Below are 23922 nucleotides of genomic sequence, written 5' to 3'. Positions count from 1 at the left end.
TCACCTGACGCCGCACCCTTTGCGGCCACACAGCCCCTACACTCACTCGCCCCCATCCACGCGCCCCCGCCCGATACCTGAGCCACCAGCTCAGGCGTCTGTGCACCCACGGCAATTCCCTTCGTTTCAAAGCGTCTGTTCCGGCATCGTTGGCTCATTTCGGGCCTGTTGAAGATTTGACGATTGCATGGACCTACAGGGTCCAGGAAGGACACGCATCATGAAGCGGATGCTGATCAACGCCACCCAGGCAGAAGAACGCCGTTTGGCCATCGTGGACGGGCAGAAACTGCTCGACTACGAAATCGAAATCGAAGGGCGCGAGCAGCGCAAGGGCAACATCTACAAGGCCGTCGTCACCCGCGTCGAGCCCAGCCTCGAAGCCTGTTTCGTCGATTACGGCGAAGACCGCCACGGCTTTCTGCCCTTCAAGGAAATCTCGCGCCAGTACTTTGCCCCGGGCGTGTCGCCCAGCCAGGCGCGTATCAACGACGTGATCCGTGAAGGCCAGGAACTGCTGGTCCAGGTCGAAAAAGAAGAACGCGGCAACAAGGGCGCGGCCCTGACCACCTTCGTGAGCCTGGCCGGCCGCTACGTGGTGCTGATGCCCAACAACCCCCGCGGTGGCGGTGTCTCGCGCCGCATCGAAGGCGAAGACCGGGCCGAGCTCAAAGAAGCCATGGACCAGTTGGACTACCCCAACGGCATGTCCATCATTGCCCGCACGGCCGGCATCGGCCGCAGCGCCCCTGAACTGCAGTGGGACCTGAACTACCTGCTCAAGCTCTGGACCGCCATCGACGGCGCGGCCAAGGGCGGCAAGGGCGCCTACCTGATCTACCAGGAATCCAGCCTGGTCATCCGAGCCATTCGTGACTACTTCAACCACGACATCGGCGACATCCTGATCGACACCGACGACATCTACGAACAAGCGCACCAGTTCATGGCGCATGTCATGCCTGAGCATGCCGCCCGCGTGAAGCGCTACCGCGACGATGCCCCGCTGTTCAGCCGCTTCCAGATCGAACACCAGATCGAATCGGCCTATGCCCGCACGGTGACCCTGCCCTCGGGCGGCGCCATCGTGATCGACCACACCGAAGCCCTGGTGTCGGTGGACGTCAACTCGGCCCGCGCCATCAAGGGCGGCGACATCGAAGAAACCGCCACCCGCACCAACCTGGAAGCCGCTGACGAAGTGGCCCGCCAGATGCGCCTGCGCGACCTGGGTGGCCTGATCGTGATCGACTTCATCGACATGGAAGAGTCGAAGAACCGCCGCGAAGTGGAAAACCGCCTGCGCGACGCGCTGCGGCAGGACCGCGCCCGCGTGCAGTTCGGCACCATCAGCAAGTTCGGCCTGATGGAAATGAGCCGCCAGCGCCTGAAGCCGGCGCTGTCGGAGGGTTCGTCCATCCCCTGCCCGCGCTGCGGTGGCTCGGGCCACATCCGCGACACCGAAAGCTCGGCGCTGCAGATCCTGCGCATCATCCAGGAAGAGTCCATGAAGGACAACACCGCGGCCGTGCACGTGCAAGTGCCGGTCGAGGTGGCCTCGTTCCTGCTCAACGAAAAGCGCACCGAGATCGCCAAGATCGAGGTCAAGCAGCGCCTGAGCGTGATGCTGGTGCCCAACAAGGCGCTGGAAACCCCGCACTACAAGCTGGAACGCCTCAAGCACGACGACCCGCGCCTGGACCACATGGAAGCCAGCTACAAGATGGCCGAAGTGATCGAGGACCCGACCACCGTCACCCGCCGCTCGCAAGAGCCCACCAACAAGCAAACCCCGGTGATCAAGGGCGTGCTGCCGGACGCCCCGGCGCCCCAGGCCCTGCCCAAGCCCGAAGGTGCGCCCTCGGCCGCCCGTGGCCGCCAAGCCGACAAGGCCGCTCCGGCCGCACCGGCTGCCGCGCCCGCCCCGGCTGCGCCCGCAGACACCGGCTTCTTCGGCTGGCTCAAGGGCCTGTTCGGCGTGAAGCCCGTGGCGGCACCCGCTCCGGCGCCTGTGGCTGCCGAGGCCAAGAAGGACGAAAAGCGTGAAGGCCGCAACGGCGAACGCGGCGAGTCGCGCAACGGCGAAGGCCGTGGTGGCCGCCGCGGTGAACGTGGCGAAGGCCGCAACGGTGAGCGCACGGAACGTGGCGAAGGCCGTGGCCCGCGCCGCAACGGCGAGCGTGGCGAAGGCCGCAACGGTGAGCGCGGTGAGCCGCGTGCCCCGCGTGACGGTGAAGCCCGCGCCCCGCGCACCGAACGCCCCGAGGGTGAGGCTCCGCGCCGCGAAGGCCGCCCGGACCGCGCCCCCCGTGAGCGCCGCCCCGAGAACCAGGGTGCCAATGGCGCCCCGGCCGAACTGCGCAGCCAAGGTCTGAGCGAAGGTGCCCCGGAAGCCGCCGTGGCCAACCTGGCCCTGGACGAAGCTGGTAATCCGGTGAACACCGAAGCCCGCGCCGAGCGCCCACGCCGTGAGCGTGGCGAACGCGGTGAGCGTGGCGAGCGCCGTGAACGTGGCCCACGTCAAGACCGCGCCCCGCGCGCCGAAGGCCAGGGCGATGTGCCCCAGCCCCTGGAAGGCCAAAACGCCGTCAACGCATCGGCAGATGCCCAGGCTGAAGGCCAGGCGTTCAGCACCCCGGTGGAAGGTGGCGGCGAAGAACGCCGTGAACGCCGTTCGCGTGACCGCTATGGCCGCGACCGTCGTGAACGCCAAGGTGAGCGCGCGCCGCGTGACGGCCAGGCCAACCCGGAAGGCCGTGAAGGCCAGGAGCAGGCCGAGTTCGAACCCCGCGCCAGCTACTTCAGCAACGTGACACCGGCCGAACCCACCGCAGCGCCCGCCGAAGCCTTTATGGCCCCGGTCGAAGCTGCTGCGCCAGCGCCAGCACCGACCCAAGCCGAAGTCGTGGCCCCGGTGATCGCCGAGATCGCGCCCCCGGCAGCCGCTCCAGCGCCTGTCGCCGCGCCTGTCCCCAGCCCGGTGGAAGCCGGCCTGCCCAAGGTGCAAGCCTTTGAGCTGCCGATCCCCACGCTGCAGGAACTGGCACAAAGCGCCGGCCTGGAGTGGGTCAACTCGGACGCTGACAAGGTGGCCACCGTGCAGGCGGCCATCGCCGCCGAGCCCAAGCCGGTGCACGTGCCACGCGAACGCCCCCCGTTGGTGGTGCTCGACGAAGGCCCGCTGATCCTGGTGGAAACCCGCCGCGACCTGAGCGAGCTCAAGCTGCCCTTTGAACAGCAAGCCTAAGCCCCGGCCGGCCTGAACCGGCCGCCGATCTGATCAAGCCCGGCCCCTCTTGGGGGTGCCGGGCTTTTTCTTGGGCCTTGGCGCAATCCAGGGTGCCCTGCCGGGTCTCCGGCTTGTGGGCACAATCGGACGCTGCCAAGCCAAGCGGGTGGCGCCTTCAGTTGCCCGATGCCCCACTGCCTTACTCGCTTCGACACCCACGCCATGCTGTTCCTGATCTCTCCAGCCAAGTCCCTTGACTACGACACCCCTGTGCCGGCCGGGCTGCCGCACACCCTGCCCCAGTTCCTGCCCCAGTCCCGGCAATTGATCGACGTGCTGCGCCAGAAGACGCCGGCCGACATCGCCAGCCTGATGAGCCTCAGTGACAAGCTGGCCAGCCTCAACGTGGCCCGTTACGAGGCCTGGTCGGATCAGTTCACCGCCGACAACTCGCGCCAGGCCGTGCTGGCCTTCAACGGCGATGTGTACGACGGCCTGCAGGCTCGCAGCCTGTCGGCTGCCGACCTGCAATGGGCCCAACAGCACCTGGCCATCCTGAGCGGCCTCTACGGAGTGCTGCGTCCTCTCGACCAACTGCAGCCCTACCGGCTTGAGATGGGCACCCGCCTGGCCAACCCGGGCGGCAAAGACCTGTACCAGTTCTGGGGCCCGCAGATTGCCGAACACCTGAACCAGCGCCTGCAGGCCGACGCCTCGCCGGTGGTCGTCAACCTCGCCTCGCAGGAGTACTTCAAGGCCGTGCAGCAAAAAGTGCTCAAGGCCCGGGTGATCGAATGCGTGTTCGAAGACTGGAAAGGCGGCGTCTACAAAATCATCAGCTTTCACGCCAAGCGCGCTCGGGGCCTGATGGCGCGCTACGCCATCACCCACCGGATTCAACTGCCCAGCCAGCTCGAAGGCTTTGACCTCGATGGCTATGCCTTCCAGGCCGCGGCCTCGGAAGCTGACCGCCTTGTCTTCCGGCGGCGCCTGAGCTGACAGGTCTGGCGCCGGTCCGCCCGGACAGCCTGAACGGCCTTTGCGCCAGCCGGGGCCCCAAGTCCGCCTGCATGACCGTCGGGTCGACCTAGAGTGCCTTTCGTTTTTGAAAGGCACCCTCATGTTCACCCTAGACCCCCTCCAGGCCACACACCAAAGCGCACGCCAGACTGCGCTCCAGACCGCACTTCGCACCATCGGCCTGACCCTGGCCCTGAGCTGGGCCTGCACGACCCAGGCCGAAGAGCCAGGCCACGCCCACTGGGCCTACCGTGGCCCCCACAACGCCGCCCACTGGGCCGAGATCGAACCCGACTTCAAGGGCTGCAAAACCGGCCATCAACAATCCCCCATCGACATCCGCCACGCCATCCAGGCCGACCTGCCCCCGCTGGCATGGGACTACCTTGCCAGCCCCGCCACGGTGATCAACAACGGCCACACCGTCCAGGTCAACCTGAGCCAGGCCGGCGCCCTGCTGCTGGATGGTCAACGCTTTGAGCTGCAGCAGTTTCACTTCCACACGCCCAGCGAAGAGCGGGTCAACGGCCGTACCCACCCTCTGGAGGCCCATCTGGTGCACCGCAATGCCGAGGGCGAACTGGCTGTGCTGGCCGTCTTCATTGACCAAGGGCCTGCCAATGCCGCCCTGCAGACCGTGTTCGAGCATCTGCCCCCCAAAGCGGGTGAGGTCCAGCCGCTGGCCAGCCCCGTGCAAGTCAGCGACTGGCTGCCCACGTCCCGGCGCTACTACCGCTACCGGGGCTCGCTGACCACCCCACCTTGCAGCGAAGGCGTGCGCTGGCAGGTGCTGCAGCAGCCCATCACCGCTTCGGCTCAGCAAATTCGGGCCTTTCAGCGCCTGTACCCGTTCAACGCCCGCCCGGTTCAGCCCCTGCACGGTCGCAAGGTCGAAGCCAACTAGGGCCCTGGGGCCTTGTCAATCGGCTTCGGCTTGGCGGCGCTCAGGCTGGCTTGGCGTTAGCATTGGCGCCTCATCCAGCCCTCGCCGACTCCCGATGACACTCACCTCCAGCAGCACCGCCACGCAAACCATCACCCCTGCCCTGCGCCAGTGGATCGTGGAACAGGCCGAAGCCGGCCATGACGCGCCCAGCGTGCTCAAGGCCATGCTGGCATCGGGCTGGTCTGAAGAGGTGGCCATCGAGGCGATGGAGGCCACCCTCAGCGACCACCTGGAAGCCCAGGCCCTGCAACAAGGCCTGCCAGCGCGCAGCCCGGTGCCCGAACCCGCACTGGCCGATGCCCCCTTGCGCGTGGATGCCGGCGACCGGCCGGTGCCGGTGCTGCTGGCCATGGTCCAGCCCCGCATCGTGGTGTTCGGTCAATTCCTGTCGGACGAAGAATGCGAGGCCCTGATCGCCGCCGCCAGCCCACGCCTGGCACGCTCACGCACCGTGGCCACCCAGACCGGGGGCGAAGAAGTCAGCGTCGACCGCACCAGTGATGGCATGTTCTTTTCGCGCGGCGAAAGTGCGCTGATCCAGCGCATCGAACAACGCATCGCACGGCTGTTGAACTGGCCCCTCGAAAATGGCGAAGGCCTGCAGGTGCTGCGCTACCGGCCCGGCGCCGAATACAAGCCCCATTACGATTACTTCGACCCACACGAGCCAGGCACCCCAACCATCCTGCAACGCGGTGGCCAGCGCGTGGGCACCCTGGTCATGTACCTGAACGAGCCCGAACAAGGCGGGGGCACCACTTTCCCCGACGTGCACCTCGAAGTGGCCCCGCAGCGTGGCAATGCGGTGTTCTTCAGCTACGAGCGCCCCCACCCCAGCACCCGCACCTTGCATGGCGGCGCGCCGGTGATCGCCGGCGAGAAATGGATCGCCACCAAGTGGCTGCGCGAACGCGAATTCAACTGAACCTCATGAACAACACCCCCGAACAATCCCAGCTCGGCAAGGCCTCGGCCTACGTCGACCAATACCAACCCGGTCTGCTGTTCCCGATCCCACGCCTCGGCAAGCGCGAGGAGATCGGCATCAGCGGCCACCCACCGTTCTTCGGGGCCGACCTGTGGACGGCCTTCGAGCTGTCCTGGCTCAACCTGCGCGGCAAGCCACAGGTGGCGATCGCCCATGTCACCGTGCCCTGCGAAAGCCCCAACATCATCGAGAGCAAGTCGTTCAAGCTGTACCTCAACAGCTTCAACAACACCCGTTTCGCTGACGCCGCCGAGGTGCAGGCCCGGCTTCGGGCCGACCTCAGTGAGGCCGCCTGGCGAGGGGCCCCCCACCCCGGCAGCGTGGGCGTGAAATTGCTGGCCCCAGAGGCCTTCGACCGTGAACCGGTGCATGAACTCGACGGCCTGAATCTGGACCGACTGGACATCGAATGCCAGCACTACACACCGGCCCCGGAGCTGCTGAGCGCCCAGGTGGGCGAAGCCCCCGTCACCGAGACCCTGACCAGCCACCTGCTCAAAAGCAATTGCCTGGTCACCGGCCAGCCCGACTGGGGCAGCGTGCAGATCCGCTACAGCGGCGCCCAGATCGACCAGGCTGGGCTGCTGGCCTACCTGGTGAGCTTCCGCAACCACAACGAGTTCCATGAACAATGCGTGGAGCGCATCTTCATGGACCTCTGGCGCCGCTGCCAACCGATCAAGCTGTCGGTGTATGCGCGCTACACACGGCGCGGGGGCCTGGACATCAACCCCTTCCGCACCAGCCACCCCCAGGCGCTGCCTGCCAACACCCGCACGGCCCGCCAGTGAGGTAGGCGGTGGGCAGCGCCCGTCTCAATGGAGCCGGAACACGCTGACCGAACGCTGCAAAGAGCGCGCGCTCTGGCTCAGGGTCTGGGCCGCCGCGGCAGACTCTTCTACCAAGGCGGCATTCTGCTGCGTGGTCACATCGAGTTGGGTCACGGCCTCGTTGATCTGGGACAGACCGGTCGACTGCTCGCGGGCCGCCGCACTGATCTGAGCCACCAGGGTGCTGACCCGCGACACCGACGCCACCACCTCGTCGATGGTGTGGCCCACGCCCTGCACCTGACGGGCCCCGTCTCCCACCTGCTGGGCCGAGTTGCCGATCAGCTCCCGGATCTCCTTGGCGGCCGTGGCACTGCGCTGGGCCAGGGCCCGCACCTCGGAGGCCACCACCGCAAAGCCCCGACCCTGCTCGCCCGCCCGGGCCGCCTCGACCGCCGCATTGAGCGCCAGGATGTTGGTTTGAAACGCGATGCCCTCGATCACCGCGATGATCTCGCTCATCTTGGCCGACGAACGCTCGATGGTGCCGATGGCCTCGGCGGCCTCACGCATCGCAGCGCCCCCACGCTCTGCCAAAGCCAGACTTTGCTCGCTTTCATGCGACACCTTGCCCGAGGTGTCTGCCGTCTGACGCACGGTGCTGGAAATCTCCTCCATCGATGCCGCCGTCTCCTCCAGGCTGCTGGCCTGGGTTTCGGTGCGGCCGGACAGATCGTCGGCCCCCTGGGCAATCTCGCTCGCCGCCTGGGTGAAGCCGGCCACCTCAAAGCGCACATCGCCCACCACGGCCTTGAGGTTGACCTGGATCTGCTGCAGACGCTGCATCAGCCCCCCCAGTGGCTCAGGGTAATTGAGCGCCACCGAGGTAGAGAGATTGCAACCCGACAGATCCCCCGCAAAACGCACCGCCTCATCCAGGCTGCGGCTGACCCGGGCATGGAACCAGGCCACCACCCCAGCCCCCCCGAGCAGCAACACGGCCAGTCGGATCCCCAGTGCCATGTCGCTCGACACGCCGGTCACATCAGGCAAGACCACGCCACAGGCGATCAGAAACAACCACAGCCCCAGGGTGCTGGGCAAGTCCAGGCGGGTCAGGCGAATCAGGCGTGAACCCCAGTCGCGGTTGATCACCTTGCCACCACGCAGCATCACCGTGGTACGCCCCTGCTCTTCGTCACGCCGCAGCCGCTCGTAAAGGCGCTCGGCCTCCTGCACCTGTTCACGGCTGGGTTTGATGCGCACCGACATGTACCCGGTGGGCTTGCCGTTGGACATCACGGGCGTCACATTGGCCAACACCCAGTAGTGGTCACCGTTCTGGCGCCGGTTCTTCACCAGGCCTGTCCAGGGCCGACCACGGCCGATCGTGGCCCACATGTCCTTGAAGGCCGCCGCGGGCATGTCCGGGTGGCGGATCAGGTTGTGGGGCTGCCCGATCAGCTCGTCGTAAGTGAAGCCGCTGACCTGCACAAAGGCCGGGTTGCAGTGGGTGATGACGCCACGGGTGTCGGTGGTGGACACCAGCAGTTGATCTTCATCGAACACGTATTCGTGCTGCGAGACCGGCAAATTGACGCGCATGTGAACCCCCATCCAGTAACAACTACAAAAGTAGCACCGACAGGATTGGCGCTCATCAGCCTCAACGGGGCTGTGCCGCACACGCTGCAGCAGAACACCAACCTCCCCTGAGCCCGACGCATCGTTGGCGACTGGACTCTTTTTTTGTAATAAATGACTGTAGCGCTTACGACTCGTCAGCGGTTGATTCGGGGCAAGAAAAACAACATGCAACGTCCGTCAGTCGAACACCCCCAATCGTCAACCCAGAGATTTGAAAGGTGTCAGTGCCGACAGCGATGGGAAGGCCCCTGCGCGCTTTTGCTTCATGGCCAGCACGGCCTCGCGCACATGAGCATTGCTCCAGATGGCGCCCTGCAGCCAGCCCATCTGGCGCAGCGAATCCTCCACCGAATGGTCGCGGGCATAGTGGATGGCTTGCTTGGTGCCCCAGATGGCCACGGGGGGCTTGGCCGCGATCTCACGCGCACACTGCAGGGCCGCGGCCAGCGTGGCTTCGGCGTTGTCGAACACCTCGTTCACCAAGCCATGCGCCAGGGCCCGATCGGCGGGCAAGCGGCGGCCGGTATAGGCCAGCTCCTTGACCAGGGCCTGTGGCAACAATTTGGGCAGGCGCTGCAGCGTGCCCACGTCCGCCACCATGCCGATGTTGATTTCCTGCACACAGAAGAAGGCATCGGCGCTGGCATAGCGGATGCAGCAGGCCGTCACCATGTCCACCGCACCGCCAATGCAGCCGCCCTGGATGGCCACGATCACCGGCATGCGCAAGGTCTCCAGACGGGTGAAGGTGGCCTGCATGTCGGTCAGCAGGTCAAACACAGCCGCCCGCCCCTCGGGACTCTGGTCGTCCATGCTGATGGCACCGGCAAAAGTGTCCAAAGACATGCCTGCGCTGAAATGCTTGCCCGTGCTCGAGATCACCAAGGCACGCGCCTGGCCCTCGCGGTTCAACTGGTCCAGCACCTCATCAAGCTCACGCCAGAAGGTGGGGTGCATGGTGTTCAAGGCCTCGGGCTGGTTCAGCACCAGGTGGGCGATGTGGTCGGACTGGGTCAGAGAAAAGCACTTCATGAGGTCTCCGTCTTGTGGGGGTGTGGGGGGCCGCAAACCGCTCGCGACCAAACGTTTCAATTTAACGTGCGCTCCAGCCCAGCCACTGGCAAACGGGCGACACCGCAACACTGAACACGTCAGAACAAGGGCTCAGTGAGCAAGTCCAGGCTGCGTTGCCCACCCGCATCAGCCCCCCCTGTCTCAGGGGGCAGCGGCTGGCCATCCGGCCCCAGGCGCTGCAAGCTGCCGACCCGCACGCCCAGCAGCCGAAAACGCCGCGTCAGATCCACCCGCTTCAGGCATTGGCCAGCAGCCCGTCGGATCAGAGCCGCATCCGAGGTCGGCTGCAACAAGGTCTGGTCGCGCGTCACGCTCTTGAAGTCGTCGTAGCGCAACTTCACGCCGATGGTGCGCCCCACATAGCCCTTGCGTTGCAGGTCGGCCGCCACGCGCTCGCACAGGTGGGTGAACACCGCACCCAATTCCGCCTTGTCGTGCACCGCATGCAGATCACGCTCGAACGTGGTTTCACGGCTCACCGACACGGGCTCGCTCTCGGTCACCACCGGGCGCTCATCGCGGCCCCAGGCGGCATCGTGCAACCAGGCCCCGTAGCTGCGACCGAAATGGGCCACCAGCCAGACGCGGTCGCGGGCCGCCAGATCGCCCAAGGTGTGGATGCCATGCGCCGCCAGACGGGCCTCAGCCTTGGGACCAATGCCGTTCAACTTGCGACAGGCCAGCGGCCAGATCACCGTTTGCAGATCGGCCTCCTGCACCACCGAAATGCCGTTGGGCTTGTTGAACTCGCTGGCCATCTTGGCCATCAGCTTGTTGGGCGCCACCCCCACCGAACAGGTCAGGCCCGTCACGTCAAAAATGCGCTTCTGGATCAGGCGGGCCAGCACCCGCCCGCCCTCGCGCTGGCCACCGGGTACCTCGGTGAAATCGATGTACACCTCGTCCACCCCGCGGTCCTCCATCACCGGCGCGATCTCCGTCACCACCTGCTTGAACTGGCGCGAGTACTTGCGGTATTCGTCAAAATCCACTGGCAGCAGGATGGCCTGCGGGCACAAGCGGGCCGCCTTCATCAGCCCCATGGCCGAGCCAACCCCGAACTGGCGCGCCGCGTAGGTGGCGGTGGTGATCACGCCCCGCCCGGTGTAGCCCGACAGGCGGGCAAACGCTTCGAGCGGCAAGGCGGCGCCTGCCGCCAGCACCGCGTCCTCCTGGCGGCGCCCGCCGCCAATCACCACCGGGAGCCCCTTGAGCTGCGGATAGCGCAGCAACTCGACCGACGCATAAAACGCATCCATGTCCAGGTGCGCGATGCGGCGCAAATGAGGGGGCGTGATGGCCGGCTGGTTCATGGCAGCCAAGCATAGCGCCCCAGACATCCCTCCAAACCAACCGCAGGACGGCCACCCCGCCAAGGCGGTCAGAGATGCCGCAGCCAGGCCCGATAAGGAGCCGGCAAACCTGAGATGCTTGCGCACCATGCTCACGCCAGACAACTTTCTGCTGACCCGATCCGAGACGGTTGACTCGGTGGTCTACGCCAGCCGTGCCTGCTTCGAAGGCACCCCCCTGGCCCAGGTCCGGCACATCGGTGCCTCGGCCGCCACACGCAACACGGCCATGGGGGTGGCCTCCACCCTGCTCTATCAGAGCGGCTGGTTCGTGCACTGGCTGGAAGGCCCGGGTTCGGCCATCGACCAGGTACTGACCCGCATCGCCCGCGATGCCCGTCACCGCCACATGCGCCTGCTGCACCGCGAACCCGCCCAACGTCGGCTGCTGGTGCCCTGGTCCAGCGCTGTCATGGAAAGCCCGGAAACCCCCGACAGCCTGGGCCGCCGCATCGACCAGTTCCGCCATGCCCGGCGCGAGCGGCTGGCGCTGGCGCCAAGCCAGCTGCTGCGCCTTCTGTCCACCCCCCTGGCCGGCACCGGTGGCAACCCTTTCCTGCCACCGCAGCCCATCCAGCGCCTGATGGTCTGTGCCCGGCAAAGCGAGCGCGCCACCAGCCTGGTGCACTGGCTGGCCAAAAAACACCGGCGCAAGGTCGGCCACGGCCGCTTCAACGGCGGGGCCGCCCCCACCCTGTCGATCCACTATGTCGATTTCGGACAGCAGGGTCAGCCCCGGCGCGTGGTCAGCCTGCCGCCATCCGGCTTGAGACTCGGGATCGTGCAGGCCTTGCTGGCCGACTACGGCCACTTGCTGTGTTTGTTCGAGGGCGATGCGGAGCACGACCGCTGCTTGATGCAAGACGCCCTGCGTTGCCTCGCCCTGCTGGACCCGCAGCAGCGCCCCAGCCTGATCGGCCTGGGCCTGGCGCCCAGCCTGCAACACGAACTGATCGCCCTGGCCGCGCAAGCCGGGCTGAGCTTCCGCCCCCTCGACGGCCAAGCCCCAGGCGCCACCGACACCCCCTGGTCAGGGTTGTGGCCCGGCTTGCAGGGCCTGTTCAGGCAGGCGCCCCTCCTCAAACCCCAGGATGACGCGCCCAGCCCCCCTGGCCAAACTCAGTAAGTCCCCGGCAGCAGAATGCCCTTGTCCACGGTGTCGATCTGCGTGTGGCCGCAGAAGGCCATGGTCACATCCAGTTCCTTGTGGATGATTTGCAGGGCGCGGGTCACGCCGGCCTCGCCATAGGCACCCAGGCCATACAGAAAGCTGCGGCCGATCAGGGTGCCGCGGGCGCCCAGGGCACGGGCCTTGAGCACGTCCTGACCGCTGCGGATGCCGCCATCCATCCACACCTCGATGTCCTTGCCCACGGCCTCGGCGATGGCGGGCAGGGCCTTGATCGACGAAGGCGCGCCGTCGAGCTGGCGCCCACCGTGGTTGGACACCACCAGCGCATCGGCGCCGCTGTTGGCGGCCAGTCGCGCATCCTCGGCATCCATGATGCCCTTGAGAATCAGCTTGCCACCCCAGCGCTTCTTGATCCACTCCACATCACCCCAGTTCAGGCAGGGGTCAAATTGCTCGGCTGTCCAGGACGACAGCGAAGACAGGTCACCCACCCCCTTGGCATGGCCCACGATGTTGCCGAACGAGCGGCGCGGCGTGCCCAGCATGCCCAGGCACCAACGCGGCTTGGTGGCCAGGTTGATCAGGTTGCGGATCGTGGGCTTGGGCGGTGCCGACAGGCCGTTCTTGATGTCCTTGTGCCGCTGGCCCAGGATCTGCAGGTCCAGCGTGAGTTGCAGGGCCGAGCAGTTGGCGGCCTTGGCGCGATCGATCAGGCGCTCGATGAAGTCACGGTCTTTCATCACATACAGCTGGAACCAGAACGGATGCCCCTGGGTGTGCTGAGCGATGTCCTCGATTGAGCAGATGCTCATGGTCGACAGCGTGAACGGGATGCCAAAGGCCTTGGCAGCCCGCGCGCCCAGGATCTCGCCGTCGGCGTGCTGCATGCCGGTCAGGCCGGTGGGGGCGATGGCCACGGGCATGGCCACGTCCTGGCCGATCATGGTGCTGCGGGTGCTGCGCCCGGCCATGTTGACGGCCACGCGCTGGCGCAGCTTGATGCCCTGGAAATCGCTTTCGTTAGAGCGGTAGGTGCCTTCGGTCCAGGCGCCCGAATCGGCGTAGTCGTAGAACATGCGCGGCACCCGCCGCTGGGCCACACGGCGCAAATCTTCGATGCAGGTGATTTTGGACAGATCGGTCACGAGGCGTTCTCCTTGGGATGCGAAATGGTAGCGATTCGGCCCGGCGGCGCACGTGAAGATTTTTGATCCGCACCTCAAATTCTCTCAAGCGGCCTCAGACCGGCGCTTGCTCCGTCGGGCGACAACGGGCCTGCAATTCCGCCCAGGACAGCTGCTGCTCGCCCCGGGCATCCCGCACCCCGATGCGCACCGGCCCCTGCAACTGGCGCAGGTCCTCCGCCAGGCTGGACAGCTCGGCCAAGGCCAACGCCCCCGCCGGGCTGTCCAGGGTCACCTGCAGCATCCAAGGCGCGGCCGCCTGCTCCAACACGCAGCGCCACCCGGCCGCCTTGGCGGGGGTGGGCAATGCTGCGGGGCGGATCACCAGCGCCAGCGGCCAGACGGCCGGGGCCTCACCGGAGGCCCCCGCCCCGGCGCTCGCCAGCCCCAGGGCCCAAGACCCGGTCGGACCGGCGTCGTGCAGCCCCAAGGCCATCAGGGCCTCATGCAGTCGCTGGCCCGCCGCCTGCAGCCCTGCGGGCCAAGCCGCACCGCGGCGCGCAGCACCGGCGCACCAGCGCTGCAGCAACTCGGCCGGCTGCAGGCAGGCCAGCACCTGAGGCGCCTCCACCCAGTCGGCATGGCGCTGGGCCGGCCCCAGGCCCTGCAACTCGATCGGCACCGCCCCGGCCGGCTGCGGGCCCTGGCGCACCAGCCCCCAGGGCACGGCCTGCAAGGCCTCCGCCAGCCAGACCGGCCCGCTGCGCGCGAGTCTGGCACAGGCGGCAGGCGCCAGTTGCAGCAGATCGTGGCTGCGCGGCGGCCACCGATGATGATGGGGGCCCCAGACGGAAGTGGGGTTCGGCAGGGTCAACATGGGCGATCTCCGCATCAGGCCGTCATTGGCCGATGCGATGCTGACGCGCCGCCAGCGAAGGAGATGAGCGAAGCGAAATCAGATGTTCGCGCCGAAGCAGGCGACAAAGCGGGCTGCGGTGGCCACCAAGCGGCGCCAGCCAAGCCAGGGGGCGCCCTGGGCCCGCCAAACAGCAAGCGCCTTGAGCCCCAAGCGCCCGCAAGCCTGCATGCAGGTCTTACAAACTTTATCGGGGTGGGTGAGGGCTGTCGCGCTTCAGGAGATGCTCTGTATAAGCCAGGAAGTCGCCCAGGGGGTGCTCGATGATGTTGAGCGTGATCGGCAACTGCAGCGCTTGATAGGCCTCACAAGCGCGTTGAAGGTTGAGGATGGCCGCATCCTGGCGCGTGAAATCGGCCCCGAAAGTGGCTGGGTCCTTCTCGTACTCCTGCCGAACCCGCGCCACACAGCGCTCGACGGTGGAGGCCTTGTTCAATAGCACGTCATCGGCCATGCACACGCCCCTCACGCAATATGTCCTGGGCATACCCGGCACGGGCCACATCCAGATCAAGCTTGTCGCTCAAGACAGCGGCCTCCCAGACGCCCACCAGGGGGTCAGCCACCCAAAGGCGCGGGCCCTGGGTCAGGATCTGGTACTGCAACACCGTGGAGGCGGCACGCATGTCGAGCATATCGACATCGCAACCCACCTGGTCAGCCACCTCACTGGCCAGGTGCCACAAGCCCGCCACATCGGCATAACCCGACACCAGAACGGCCAGGTCGAGATCGCTGTCCAGCCTGGCCTGCCCTGTGATGCGGCTGCCAAAGGCATCAACGGACAGCAGCCCAGGCAAGCGCCGCCTCAGCAAGGACACGACCTGGGCGACAAGTTGGGCATGAAGTTCGGCCGACCTGGGTGAAAAAGTGACAAGCCCCGCACCAAGACGGCGCGGGAACCCTGCCATGCTGATAGCCGACCGGCGGCCCCACCTCAAGCGCGCTTGGCCACCAGGGTCAGGATGTCGTAGCTGGCCACCAGCTCGTCGTGCTGGTTGGTGACCTCCACATCCCAGGCCACCACGCCCTGGCCGACGCCGTTGGCGTCTTTCTTCTGGCGGTCGATCTTGCGCTTGGCGGTCAGGCGGGCACGGATGGTGTCGCCGATGCCCACCGGCTTGACGAAGCGCAGCGTGTCCAGCCCGTAGTTGGCCAGCACCGGGCCGGGGGCTGGCGAGACAAACAGGCCGGCCGCGGCCGACAGCACAAAGTAGCCATGGGCGATGCGCTTGCCGAAGGGGCTGTCCTTGGCGGCGATTTCATCGAAGTGCATGTAGAAGTAGTCGCCCGACAGGCCACCAAAGGCCACGATGTCGGCCTCGCCCACCGTGCGGCGATGCGTGAGCAGCGACTCGCCGATCTGCAGGTCTTCGAAATGGCGGCGGAAGGGGTGCACCTCGGTCTCGATGCGGCGGGCGCCGCGCACGTACTCGCCGGTGACTGCGGCCAGCATGCTGGGCGAGCCCTGCACCGCGGCGCGCTGCAGGTAATGCTTGACGGCGCGGATGCCGCCCAGCTCTTCACCGCCCCCGGCGCGGCCAGGGCCGCCGTGCTTGAGCATGGGCAGGGGCGAGCCATGGCCGGTGCTCTCGGCCGCGGCCTCGCGGTCCAGCACCAGCAGGCGGCCATGGTGGGCGGCGGCCACCGGGATCACGCGGGCGGCCGTGGCCGGGTCCTTGGTGACCAGCGAGCCCACCAGGCTGCCCTTGCCCCGGGCGGCCAATTGCAGAGCCTCGTCCAGGCCGTCGTAAGGCATCAGGGTGCTGACCGGGCCGAAGGCCTCGACATCGTGCACGGCATCGTGGCTCAGGGGCTGGCGGCTCAGCAGCAGCGTGGGCTGGAAGAACGCGCCCTGGGCCGTGCCTTCGCCCAACGGGGCGAAGTCGGCTGTACCGCCGCCATAGACCAGTTCGGCCCCTTGGCGCAGCAGGGCCACCCGTTCGGCCACGTCGGCCTGCTGGGCCTTGGAGGCCAGGGCGCCCATGCGCACGGCCTCCAGGGCCGGGTCCCCGACCACAGTCTTGGCCAGGCGGGCCTTCAGGCGCTCGGCCACCGCATCCAGGTGCTGGCGCGGCACGATGGCCCGGCGGATCGCAGTGCATTTCTGCCCGGCCTTGACGGTCATCTCGCGGGCCACTTCCTTGATGAACAGATCGAACTCTTCGTCATCGGGCGTGACATCGGGTGCCAGGATGCAGCAGTTCAGCGAGTCGGCTTCGGCATTGAAGGGGACGCTGTGGCGCACCAGGTTGGCGTTCACCCGCAGACGGGCCGCGGTATCGGCCGAGCCGGTGAAGGTGACGAAGTCCGGCCCTTCCAGGCGGTCCAGCAGGTCACCCGTGCCGCCGATCACCAGTTGCAGCGAGCCAGCCGGCAGGATGCCCGACTGGTCGATCAGGCGCACCACGGCCTCGGTCAGGTAGCTGGTGGCCGTGGCCGGCTTGCCGATGCAGGGCATGCCCGCCAGGAAGCTGGGGGCGAACTTTTCGAGCAAGCCCCAGATGGGAAAGTTGAAGGCATTGATGTGCACCGCCACGCCGCCGCGCGGCACCAGGATGTGGGTGCCTGCGAAGCTGCCTTTCTTGCCCAAGGGCAGGGCCGGGCCTTCGTGGATCAGGTTACCGCTGGGCAACTCGCCACTGCCCATCGAGGCGTAGGCAAACAGGGTGCCGGTACCGCCTTCGATGTCCACCCAGCTGTCGGCGCGGGTGGCGCCGGTGTGGGCCGAGATGGCGTAGAGCGATTCCTTGTGCTCGTTGAGGTACTTGGCCAGCGCCTTCAGGCGCGCGGCGCGCTCCTGGAAATCAAGCGCCATCAGGGCCGGCAGGCCGGTGCCGCGGGCAAAGTGCAGGGCCTCGCCAAAGTCCAGGGCCTCGGCATGGGTGTGGGCCACGGTGGCGCCGTTGACGGCGCTGTGCAGCGCTTGCGCCGCCTGTTGGCCGATCCAGCGGCCGCCGATGAAGCTTTGTAAGGTCATGATTGGATACTCCCGAAAAGTGAAAAGCTCAGCGCAGGCTCAGTGCTTGCCGCCCAGGCCCAGGTAGGTGTCGATGATCCGACGGTCGTGCAACAGGTCGGCCGCGGCGCCGCTCAAGGCCACGGCGCCCATTTCAAGCACGTAGGCGCGGTCGGCCACCTGCAGCGCGGCGCGGGCGTTCTGCTCGACCAACAACACCGACACGCCCAGATCGCGCAGCGAAGACACCACCTGCAGCACCTCACGCACGATCAGCGGCGCCAGGCCCAGCGAGGGTTCGTCGAGCATCAGCAGACGCGGGCGGGCCATCAGGGCGCGGCCGATGGCCAGCATCTGGCGCTCACCGCCCGACAGCGTGGCCGACAACTGGGCTCGCCGCTCTTTCAGGCGAGGGAAGATGGCGAACACCTCTTCCATGCGCTGCTTCTGGTCTTTCAGGCCCTTGCGCCAGCGCGAGAAGCCGCCCAGCAAGAGGTTGTCCTCGACCGACATCTCACCGAACAGTTCACGCTTTTCGGGCACCAGGGCCACGCCCCGCGCCACCATGGCCTCGACGCTGAGGCGGTCGATGCGCTCGCCCGCCAGCGTCAGCACGCCTTGCGAAGGCAGCAGGCCCATGGCCGCCGACAGCAGCGTGGTCTTGCCTGCGCCGTTGGGGCCGATCACGGTGACGATCTCGCCCTCGCCCACCGTCAGGTGAACCTGATGCACGGCCTCGACCTGGCCATACGAGACGCTGAACTGCTGCAAGTCGAGCAGCGTGGGTTTCACGGTCGCGCTGCTCACAGGCCACCTCCATTGAGTTCGCCGCCGAGGTAGGCCTCGAGCACGCGGGGGTTGGCCTGCACTTCGGCGGGCGTGCCTTCGGCGATCACTTCACCGAACTCCAGCACGGTGATGCGGTCGGCCAGGTTCATCACGAACTCCATGTCGTGCTCCACCACCAGAATGCCCAGGCCTTCGGAGCGCAGTTGGTCCAGCAAGGTGGCCAGGGCCTGCTTCTCAAGGTGGCGCAGGCCGGCGGCGGGCTCGTCCAGCAACAGGGCGGCCGGTTGACCGGCCAGGGCGCGGGCGATCTCGACCACGCGCTGCTGGCCCAGGGCCAGCGAAGCGGCCGGCCGTTCGGCAAATTCGGCCAGGCCGCAGCGCTCGATCTGGCGCCGCGCCTCGGCCAGGATGGCGGCCTCTTCGGCGCGGTCCAGGCGCAGCATGCTGGCGATCCAGCCCTTGCGGCCACGCCGGTGCGCGCCCAGGGCCACGTTCTCGAGCACGCTGCGCTGCCCCAGCAGGCGCACGTGCTGGAAGGTTCGGCCCAGGCCCAGCGCCGCAAAGTCGCGCGATGGCCGGCCCTGCATGGGCTGTTCCATCAAGCGCACCTCACCTGAGGTGGGCTCGTCGACGCCGGAGATCATGTTGAAGAACGTGCTCTTGCCGGCGCCATTGGGACCGATCAGGGCATGCACCTCGTGCGACTTCAGGTTCATGTTGACGTTGTTGTTGGCCAACAGCCCCCCAAAGCGGCGGCTCACCTGGCGGGCGTCCAGCAACACCTGTCCGGCGGGCGGCAGCACGCGCTGTTGCAGCGTCACGGCAGCGCTGGGCGCCACGGCACGGCGCGCCTCCGGTTTGAGCCAGCGGCCCGAGGCGGCCTGCAGGCGCGGCCACAGGCCGTCGGCAAAGCGCTGCAGCACAAACAGCATCAACAGCCCGAAGACGATCACCTCGAAATTGCCGCTGGCGCCCAGCAGCTTGGGCAGCCAGTCCTGCAATTGCTCCTTGAGCAGGGTGATCAGGGCCGCCCCCAACACGGCGCCCCACAGGTGGCCGGCGCCGCCGACCACGGCCATGAACAGGTACTCGATGCCGATGTTGATGTTGAAAGGCGTGGGGTTCACAAAGCGCTGCAGGTGGGCATACAACCAACCCGAGATCGCGGCCAGCAGGGCCGCCAACACGAACAGCTTGATGCGGTAGTGCGCCGTGTCCACGCCCATCGACTCGGCCATCACCCGGCCGCCCTTGAGCGCCCGGATGGCCCGGCCTTCACGCGAGTCCAGCAGGTTGTGCAAGGCCCACAGGCAAAACAGCAACACGGCCCAGATCAGCGGCCCCAGGTACAGCGGCGAGGCCAGCGAGATGCCTGCCAACGTCAGCGGCGGCAGGCCGGACACGCCGGTGAACCCGCCCAGCACGTCGAGGTTGCCGAACACGTAATACAGGCTCAGGCCCCAGGCGATCGTGCCCAGCGGCAAATAGTGGCCGGACAGGCGCAGGGTCACCGCACCGAGGAAGCGGGCCACCGCATAAGTGGCGACCAGACCCAGCACCAGGCCCACGAAAGGCAGCAAGGCGGGCGGAAAGCCGGCCGGCAGCCAGGCCGCGGCCAGGGGCGAGGTGCACACCCAGGCCGTGGCGTAGGCGCCCAGGCCCACAAAGGCAGCCTGGCCGAAGGAGGTCATGCCACCCACGCCGGTCAGCATCACCAGGCCGGCAGCGACCATCGCGTACAGGCCGATGTAGCTCATCACCGTGAGCGTGAATTCAGGCAGGAAACCCCAGGCCAGCGCCAGCGCGGCGATGCAGGCCAGGGTGAGTTGACGCGCGCTCATTCTTCGTCCTCCACATGGCGGCTGTTGAGTGAGCGCCACCACAGCACGGGAATGATCAGGGTGAACACCAGCACCTCCTTGAAGGCACTGGCCCAGAACGATGAAAACGCTTCCAGCTGGCCCACCATCACGGCGCCGGCCAGGGCCAGCGGGTAACTGCCCAGGCCGCCCACGATGGCGGCGACAAAGCCTTTCAGGCCGATCAGGAAGCCGGTGTCGTAATACACCGTGGTCAGGGGCGCGATCAGCAGGCCCGACACGGCGCCGATCAGGCCGGCCAGGGCAAAGCTGAGGTCACCCGACAGTTCGGTCGGGATGCCCATCAGGCGGGCCCCGACCCGGTTCATGGCGGTGGCACGCAGCGCCTTGCCGATGATCGAGCGTTCAAAGAACACGAACATGGCCACCACCAGCACCGCGGCCATGGCCACCACCACCAGCGACTGGCCGGTGACGGGAATGCCGCCGAGGTCGAAGCGGGCCTCCGAGAAGGCCGGCGTGCGGTACCCTTCAGCGCCAAAGAACAGCAGACCCAGGCCGACCAGCACCCCGTGCAGGGCCACCGAGACGATCAACAGGATCAGCACGGTCGCGTGGGCCAGCGGGCGATAGGCCAGGCGGTACAGCAGCGGGCCCAGGGGCACGATCAGGGCCAGGGTGGCCACCGATTGCAACAACAGCGACTCCGGCTTGACCAGCAGCACCAGGGCCGCGGCCAGCGCCGGCAAGGCCAGCGTCCAGACCGCCGTGGCAGCCCATTCGACCGGCTGGCCGCGCTGATGACGCCATGCCTCGACCACCAGGGTGGCCACAGCCAGCGCAATCAGCAGCCACAACGTGGCCGGCACCTTGCCCGCCTGCATCATGGCCATCGACAGTGCGCCAAAAGCCACAAATTCGCCTTGCGGGATGAAGATCACCCGCGTGACCGAAAACACCAGCACCAGGGCCAGCGCAATCAGTCCGTACACCGCGCCATTGACGACGCCGTCCTGCCCCAGGATCAGGGCGATCTGAAGATCCATGTTGAAAGTCCCGTTCAGGCCGACCCGAGGTCGGCGACAAAAAGGCAGGCTGGCGCCCCAGGTGTCATCCACCCGGGGGGCACACAAGCCCGCTCAGGGCAGGGTTCAGGGCTGGTATTTCCAGGCGCCGTTCTCGATCTTGACCATCACGCGACCGCGCTGGTCCAGGCCCAGGTGGTCGGCCGCCGAGGTGCTGAACACGCCGTGGGCACCGGCCACTTCCTTGACCTTCTCAAGTTCATCGCGCAGGGCGGTGCGGAAGGCCGGGGTGCCGGGCTGGCCCTTCTTGAGCGCGCCGGGCACGGCGGCATTGAGCACCAGGCCGGCATCCCAGGCGTGGCCGCCAAAGGTGGACACATTGGCCTGCCCGTAGGCGCCGGCATAGGCGCTCACGTAGGCCAGGGCCGATTTGCGCACCGGGTGGTCCGCAGGCAGTTGGTCCGCCACCAGCACCGGGCCGGCGGGCAGGAAGGTGCCCTCCACATCCTTGCCCCCCACGCGCAGGAAGTCGGCGTTGGCCACACCGTGGGTCTGGTAGAACTTGCCGGTGAAGCCACGCTCCTTGAGCGTCTTCTGGGGCAGCGCAGCGGGGGTGCCCGAGCCGGCGATCAGCACCGCATCAGGCTTGGCGGCCATGATCTTCAGGGCCTGGCCGGTCACCGAGGTGTCGGTGCGCGAGAAGCGCTCGTTGCTGATGATCTGCAGCTTCTTGAGTTCAGCGGCCTTGACGAACTCCTTGTACCAACCTTCGCCGTAGGCGTCGGAGAAGCCGATGAAGGCCACGGTCTTGATGCCGTGGTTGGCCATGTGCTCAGCCACCGCCAGCGACATCATGATGTCGTTCTGCGGGGTCTTGAAGACCCAGCGCTTCTTGGCGTCCTGCGGCTCGATCAGCATGGCCGAGGCCCCCAGGGTGATCATCGGGGTCTGGGCTTCAGACACGGCATCGATCATGGCCAGCGAGTTGGGCGTGGTGCTGGAGCCGATCACGATGTCGACCTTGCTCTCGGCGATCAGCTTCTTGGTGTTGCTGACGGCTGCGGTGGTGTCCGAGGCATCGTCAAGCACGATGTAGTTGACCTTCTGACCCGCCATGGTCTTGGGCAGCAGGGCAATGGTGTTCTTCTCGGGGATGCCCAGCGAAGCGGCCGGGCCGGTGGCCGACACGGTGACGCCCACATTGATGTCGGCATGGGCCATCAGGCTGGCCAGCAAGGCGGTGGCCAGGGCCACGGGTTTGAGCAGTTTCATGGTTTGTCTCCTTCAGTTTTTGGGGCCCTTGGCCCCGCTTGATCCGGCAGTTTGATCGGTTAGTTTCAGACCAGCGATAGGTTAGTCCGACGTACGGGCTACGGGAGGCTTGACAGCAGTCAATCCACCCATGAACAAATCCGCCACTATCGGAGCCATGGCATCGTAGTCGAGTTCCCCTTCGGGCTTCATCCAGGTAAACATCCAGTTGATCATGCCGAACAACAGCATGGTCAAAGGCTTGCTCAGCTCGGCCTGCAAGGACTCGCCACGCACCTCTGCAACGGCTCTGGCGAAGCCGCTGACCACGTCGCGTTCATGGTCCAGAACGCGCTCGCGATCGGCCTCGTCGAGAAACTTGACGTCTTCGGTGAGCACGCGATGGGCGTCCTGGGCGTCGGCGTATTCCTCGACGATGCGGCGGATCAGCTCACGCAGGCGCTGCTCGGGCGCCAGGGGCTCGGCTTCAACGTCGACCACCAGCGCCTGCAGACGCGACACATGGCCTTCGGCAATGCTCACGAGCAGGCTGTATTTGTCTTTGTAGTAGTGGTAGAGCGTGGCCTTGGACAGGCCACAGGCCTCGGCCACCTGGTTCATCGAGGTCGAGGGGTAGCCCCGCCGCGCAAACAGGTGCGCTGCCTGCTCCAGAATCATCTCGCGCTGGTCGTTGTAACCAGCAGCCCGTCCTCGGCCCATCGGTGTGTCCTTGTGTCTTGTTCAGTTCAACGTTCGTCGAATGATAGGACGACCCGCGGGGTCAGCGGATGGGCCTGGCAGGACAGCACAAAGCCGGCCTCGACCTCCGCTTTGTCGAGGGCGAAATTGCGCTCCATGCGCACCTCACCTTCGAGCAGCTTGCAACGGCAGGTGCCGCATACGCCCGAGGTGCAGGAGAAGGGCACTTCGAGCCCGGCCGCCGACGCGGCATCGAGGATGCTGGGCTGGTCCTTGCTGAAGCTGATCTCGCGGTGCAGGCCGTCGCGCACGATGACCACACGGGCGGTCTCGGCGTCGCCCGGCTGGGCCTGGTGCACCACGGCCCCTGCGGCCGGGCCGGCGCTGGCCACGCCGAAGCGCTCGATGTGGATGCGCTCCTCGGGCACGCCTGCCGCCTTCAGGGCCACCTCGGCCTCGTCGTTCATCTGGAAGGGGCCACACACATACACATGGTCGATGCCCGCCGGGTCCAGCACCTTGCCCAGGAAGGTGCCCAGCTTGCCACTGTCCAGCCGCCCCGCGTACAGAGGCGCATCCACATGCTCCTGAGTGAACACGTGGTGCAAGGACAGCCGCGCCATGTAGCGGTTCTTCAGGTCCTCAATCTCTTCCTTGAACATGGTCGAGGCCGGGGTTCGGTTGCTGTAGATCAGGGTGAACTGGCTGTGCGGCTCCCGCGCCAGCACGGTCTTCATGATGGACAGGATGGGGGTGATGCCGCTGCCGCCCGCAATGCCCACGTGGTGGCGGCGGGAAGCCGGCTCGATGGGCACGAAGAATCGACCTTGCGGCGCCATCACCTGCACGCTGTCGCCCACTTTGAGGTGCTGGTGGATCCAGGTCGAGAAAGCCCCACCATTGACGCGGCGCACGGCCACGCGCAATTCGCCGTCGTCCACGCCGGCACAGATCGAATACGAGCGGCGCAGGTCCTTGCCGTCGATGGTGCTGCGCAGGGTCAGGTACTGGCCCTGGGTGAAGCCGAACGCTTCGCGCAGGCTGTCAGGTACAGAGAAGGAAACGATCAGGGACTCGGGCGTGTCTGCCTCGATGGCCTTGACCGGCAGGGGATGGAACATGACGCTCATGGCGATCTCGCTTGAATCTGGTTGTTGTAGGAATGGACGGCTGGAGGGCGG

General features: G+C 66.8%; 20 protein-coding genes. 6 read left to right on the top strand and 14 right to left on the bottom strand.

Going from position 1 to position 23922, the window contains the following annotated elements:
- Positions 1-220 precede the first annotated feature (220 nt).
- The 5 genes from AC3WUT_RS09200 to queF all read left to right on the top strand — a co-directional run bounded on the left by AC3WUT_RS09200 (position 221) and on the right by queF (position 6974).
- A complete protein-coding gene (locus AC3WUT_RS09200; protein WP_492346786.1) occupies positions 221-3247 on the top strand; it encodes an Rne/Rng family ribonuclease in 3027 nt (1008 codons plus the stop codon).
- 204 nt (positions 3248-3451) lie between these two features.
- On the top strand, positions 3452-4228 hold the full coding sequence (gene yaaA, locus AC3WUT_RS09195) for a peroxide stress protein YaaA (RefSeq protein WP_492347056.1): 777 nt from the start codon (positions 3452-3454) through the stop codon (positions 4226-4228).
- A gap of 121 nt (positions 4229-4349) precedes the next feature.
- Positions 4350-5153: a carbonic anhydrase gene (locus tag AC3WUT_RS09190; protein ID WP_492346785.1), complete on the top strand. Its 804-nt coding sequence runs from the start codon at positions 4350-4352 to the stop codon at positions 5151-5153.
- 94 nt (positions 5154-5247) lie between these two features.
- The gene (locus AC3WUT_RS09185) at positions 5248-6120 is read left to right on the top strand and encodes a 2OG-Fe(II) oxygenase (RefSeq protein ID WP_492346784.1); all 873 of its coding nucleotides are present in this window, start codon (positions 5248-5250) and stop codon (positions 6118-6120) included.
- Positions 6121-6125: 5 nt separating this feature from the next.
- Positions 6126-6974, top strand: a complete 849-nt coding sequence (queF, locus tag AC3WUT_RS09180) for an NADPH-dependent 7-cyano-7-deazaguanine reductase QueF (protein WP_492346783.1) — start codon at positions 6126-6128, stop codon at positions 6972-6974.
- Positions 6975-6998: 24 nt separating this feature from the next.
- On the opposite strand, the gene AC3WUT_RS09175 is transcribed toward queF, so the two are convergent.
- The 3 genes from AC3WUT_RS09175 to dinB all read right to left on the bottom strand — a co-directional run bounded on the left by AC3WUT_RS09175 (position 6999) and on the right by dinB (position 10987).
- Complete coding sequence (locus AC3WUT_RS09175) at positions 6999-8558, bottom strand: methyl-accepting chemotaxis protein (protein ID WP_492346782.1); 1560 nt, start codon at positions 8556-8558, stop codon at positions 6999-7001.
- A gap of 240 nt (positions 8559-8798) precedes the next feature.
- Entirely contained in the window at positions 8799-9632 is an 834-nt protein-coding gene (locus AC3WUT_RS09170; protein ID WP_492346781.1) for an enoyl-CoA hydratase-related protein, read from the bottom strand.
- Positions 9633-9751: 119 nt separating this feature from the next.
- A complete protein-coding gene (gene dinB, locus AC3WUT_RS09165; RefSeq protein ID WP_492346780.1) occupies positions 9752-10987 on the bottom strand; it encodes a DNA polymerase IV in 1236 nt (411 codons plus the stop codon).
- A 127-nt stretch (positions 10988-11114) separates the two neighbouring features.
- On the opposite strand from dinB, the gene AC3WUT_RS09160 reads away from it, so the two are divergent.
- The gene (locus tag AC3WUT_RS09160; protein ID WP_492346779.1) at positions 11115-12152 is read left to right on the top strand and encodes a BLUF domain-containing protein; all 1038 of its coding nucleotides are present in this window, start codon (positions 11115-11117) and stop codon (positions 12150-12152) included.
- Here the strand turns inward: AC3WUT_RS09160 and AC3WUT_RS09155 are convergent.
- The 11 genes from AC3WUT_RS09155 to paaE form a co-directional block, all read right to left on the bottom strand.
- On the bottom strand, positions 12146-13303 hold the full coding sequence (locus AC3WUT_RS09155) for an alpha-hydroxy acid oxidase (protein ID WP_492346778.1): 1158 nt from the start codon (positions 13301-13303) through the stop codon (positions 12146-12148). The two genes, AC3WUT_RS09160 and AC3WUT_RS09155, sit on opposite strands and share 7 nt — an antisense overlap.
- Positions 13304-13397: 94 nt before the next feature.
- Positions 13398-14159 (bottom strand): hypothetical protein, encoded by a 762-nt coding sequence (locus tag AC3WUT_RS09150; RefSeq protein WP_492346777.1) that lies wholly within the window; start codon positions 14157-14159, stop codon positions 13398-13400.
- Positions 14160-14385: 226 nt separating this feature from the next.
- Entirely contained in the window at positions 14386-14652 is a 267-nt protein-coding gene (locus AC3WUT_RS09145; protein WP_492346776.1) for a hypothetical protein, read from the bottom strand.
- On the bottom strand, positions 14642-14998 hold the full coding sequence (mntA, locus tag AC3WUT_RS09140; protein WP_492346775.1) for a type VII toxin-antitoxin system MntA family adenylyltransferase antitoxin: 357 nt from the start codon (positions 14996-14998) through the stop codon (positions 14642-14644). Before mntA ends, AC3WUT_RS09145 begins: the two co-directional genes overlap by 11 nt.
- A gap of 137 nt (positions 14999-15135) precedes the next feature.
- On the bottom strand, positions 15136-17178 hold the full coding sequence (gene paaZ / locus AC3WUT_RS09135; RefSeq protein WP_492346774.1) for a phenylacetic acid degradation bifunctional protein PaaZ: 2043 nt from the start codon (positions 17176-17178) through the stop codon (positions 15136-15138).
- A gap of 39 nt (positions 17179-17217) precedes the next feature.
- Positions 17218-17949, bottom strand: a complete 732-nt coding sequence (locus AC3WUT_RS09130) for an ABC transporter ATP-binding protein (protein ID WP_043329808.1) — start codon at positions 17947-17949, stop codon at positions 17218-17220.
- Between the two features lie 11 nt (positions 17950-17960).
- A complete protein-coding gene (locus AC3WUT_RS09125) occupies positions 17961-19787 on the bottom strand; it encodes a branched-chain amino acid ABC transporter ATP-binding protein/permease (RefSeq protein WP_492346773.1) in 1827 nt (608 codons plus the stop codon).
- Positions 19784-20812, bottom strand: a complete 1029-nt coding sequence (locus tag AC3WUT_RS09120) for a branched-chain amino acid ABC transporter permease (protein WP_492346772.1) — start codon at positions 20810-20812, stop codon at positions 19784-19786. The genes AC3WUT_RS09125 and AC3WUT_RS09120 overlap by 4 nt, the downstream gene beginning before the upstream one ends.
- 105 nt (positions 20813-20917) lie before the next feature.
- The gene (locus AC3WUT_RS09115) at positions 20918-22063 is read right to left on the bottom strand and encodes an ABC transporter substrate-binding protein (protein ID WP_492346771.1); all 1146 of its coding nucleotides are present in this window, start codon (positions 22061-22063) and stop codon (positions 20918-20920) included.
- Positions 22064-22144: 81 nt separating this feature from the next.
- Positions 22145-22762 (bottom strand): TetR/AcrR family transcriptional regulator, encoded by a 618-nt coding sequence (locus tag AC3WUT_RS09110; protein WP_492346770.1) that lies wholly within the window; start codon positions 22760-22762, stop codon positions 22145-22147.
- A 26-nt stretch (positions 22763-22788) separates the two neighbouring features.
- Complete coding sequence (gene paaE, locus AC3WUT_RS09105) at positions 22789-23871, bottom strand: 1,2-phenylacetyl-CoA epoxidase subunit PaaE (protein WP_492346769.1); 1083 nt, start codon at positions 23869-23871, stop codon at positions 22789-22791.
- Positions 23872-23922 lie beyond the last annotated feature (51 nt).

This window comes from Curvibacter sp. EU05-FHT14A10, assembly GCF_058791075.1.
This window is presented reverse-complemented; position numbering and strand designations above follow the sequence as displayed.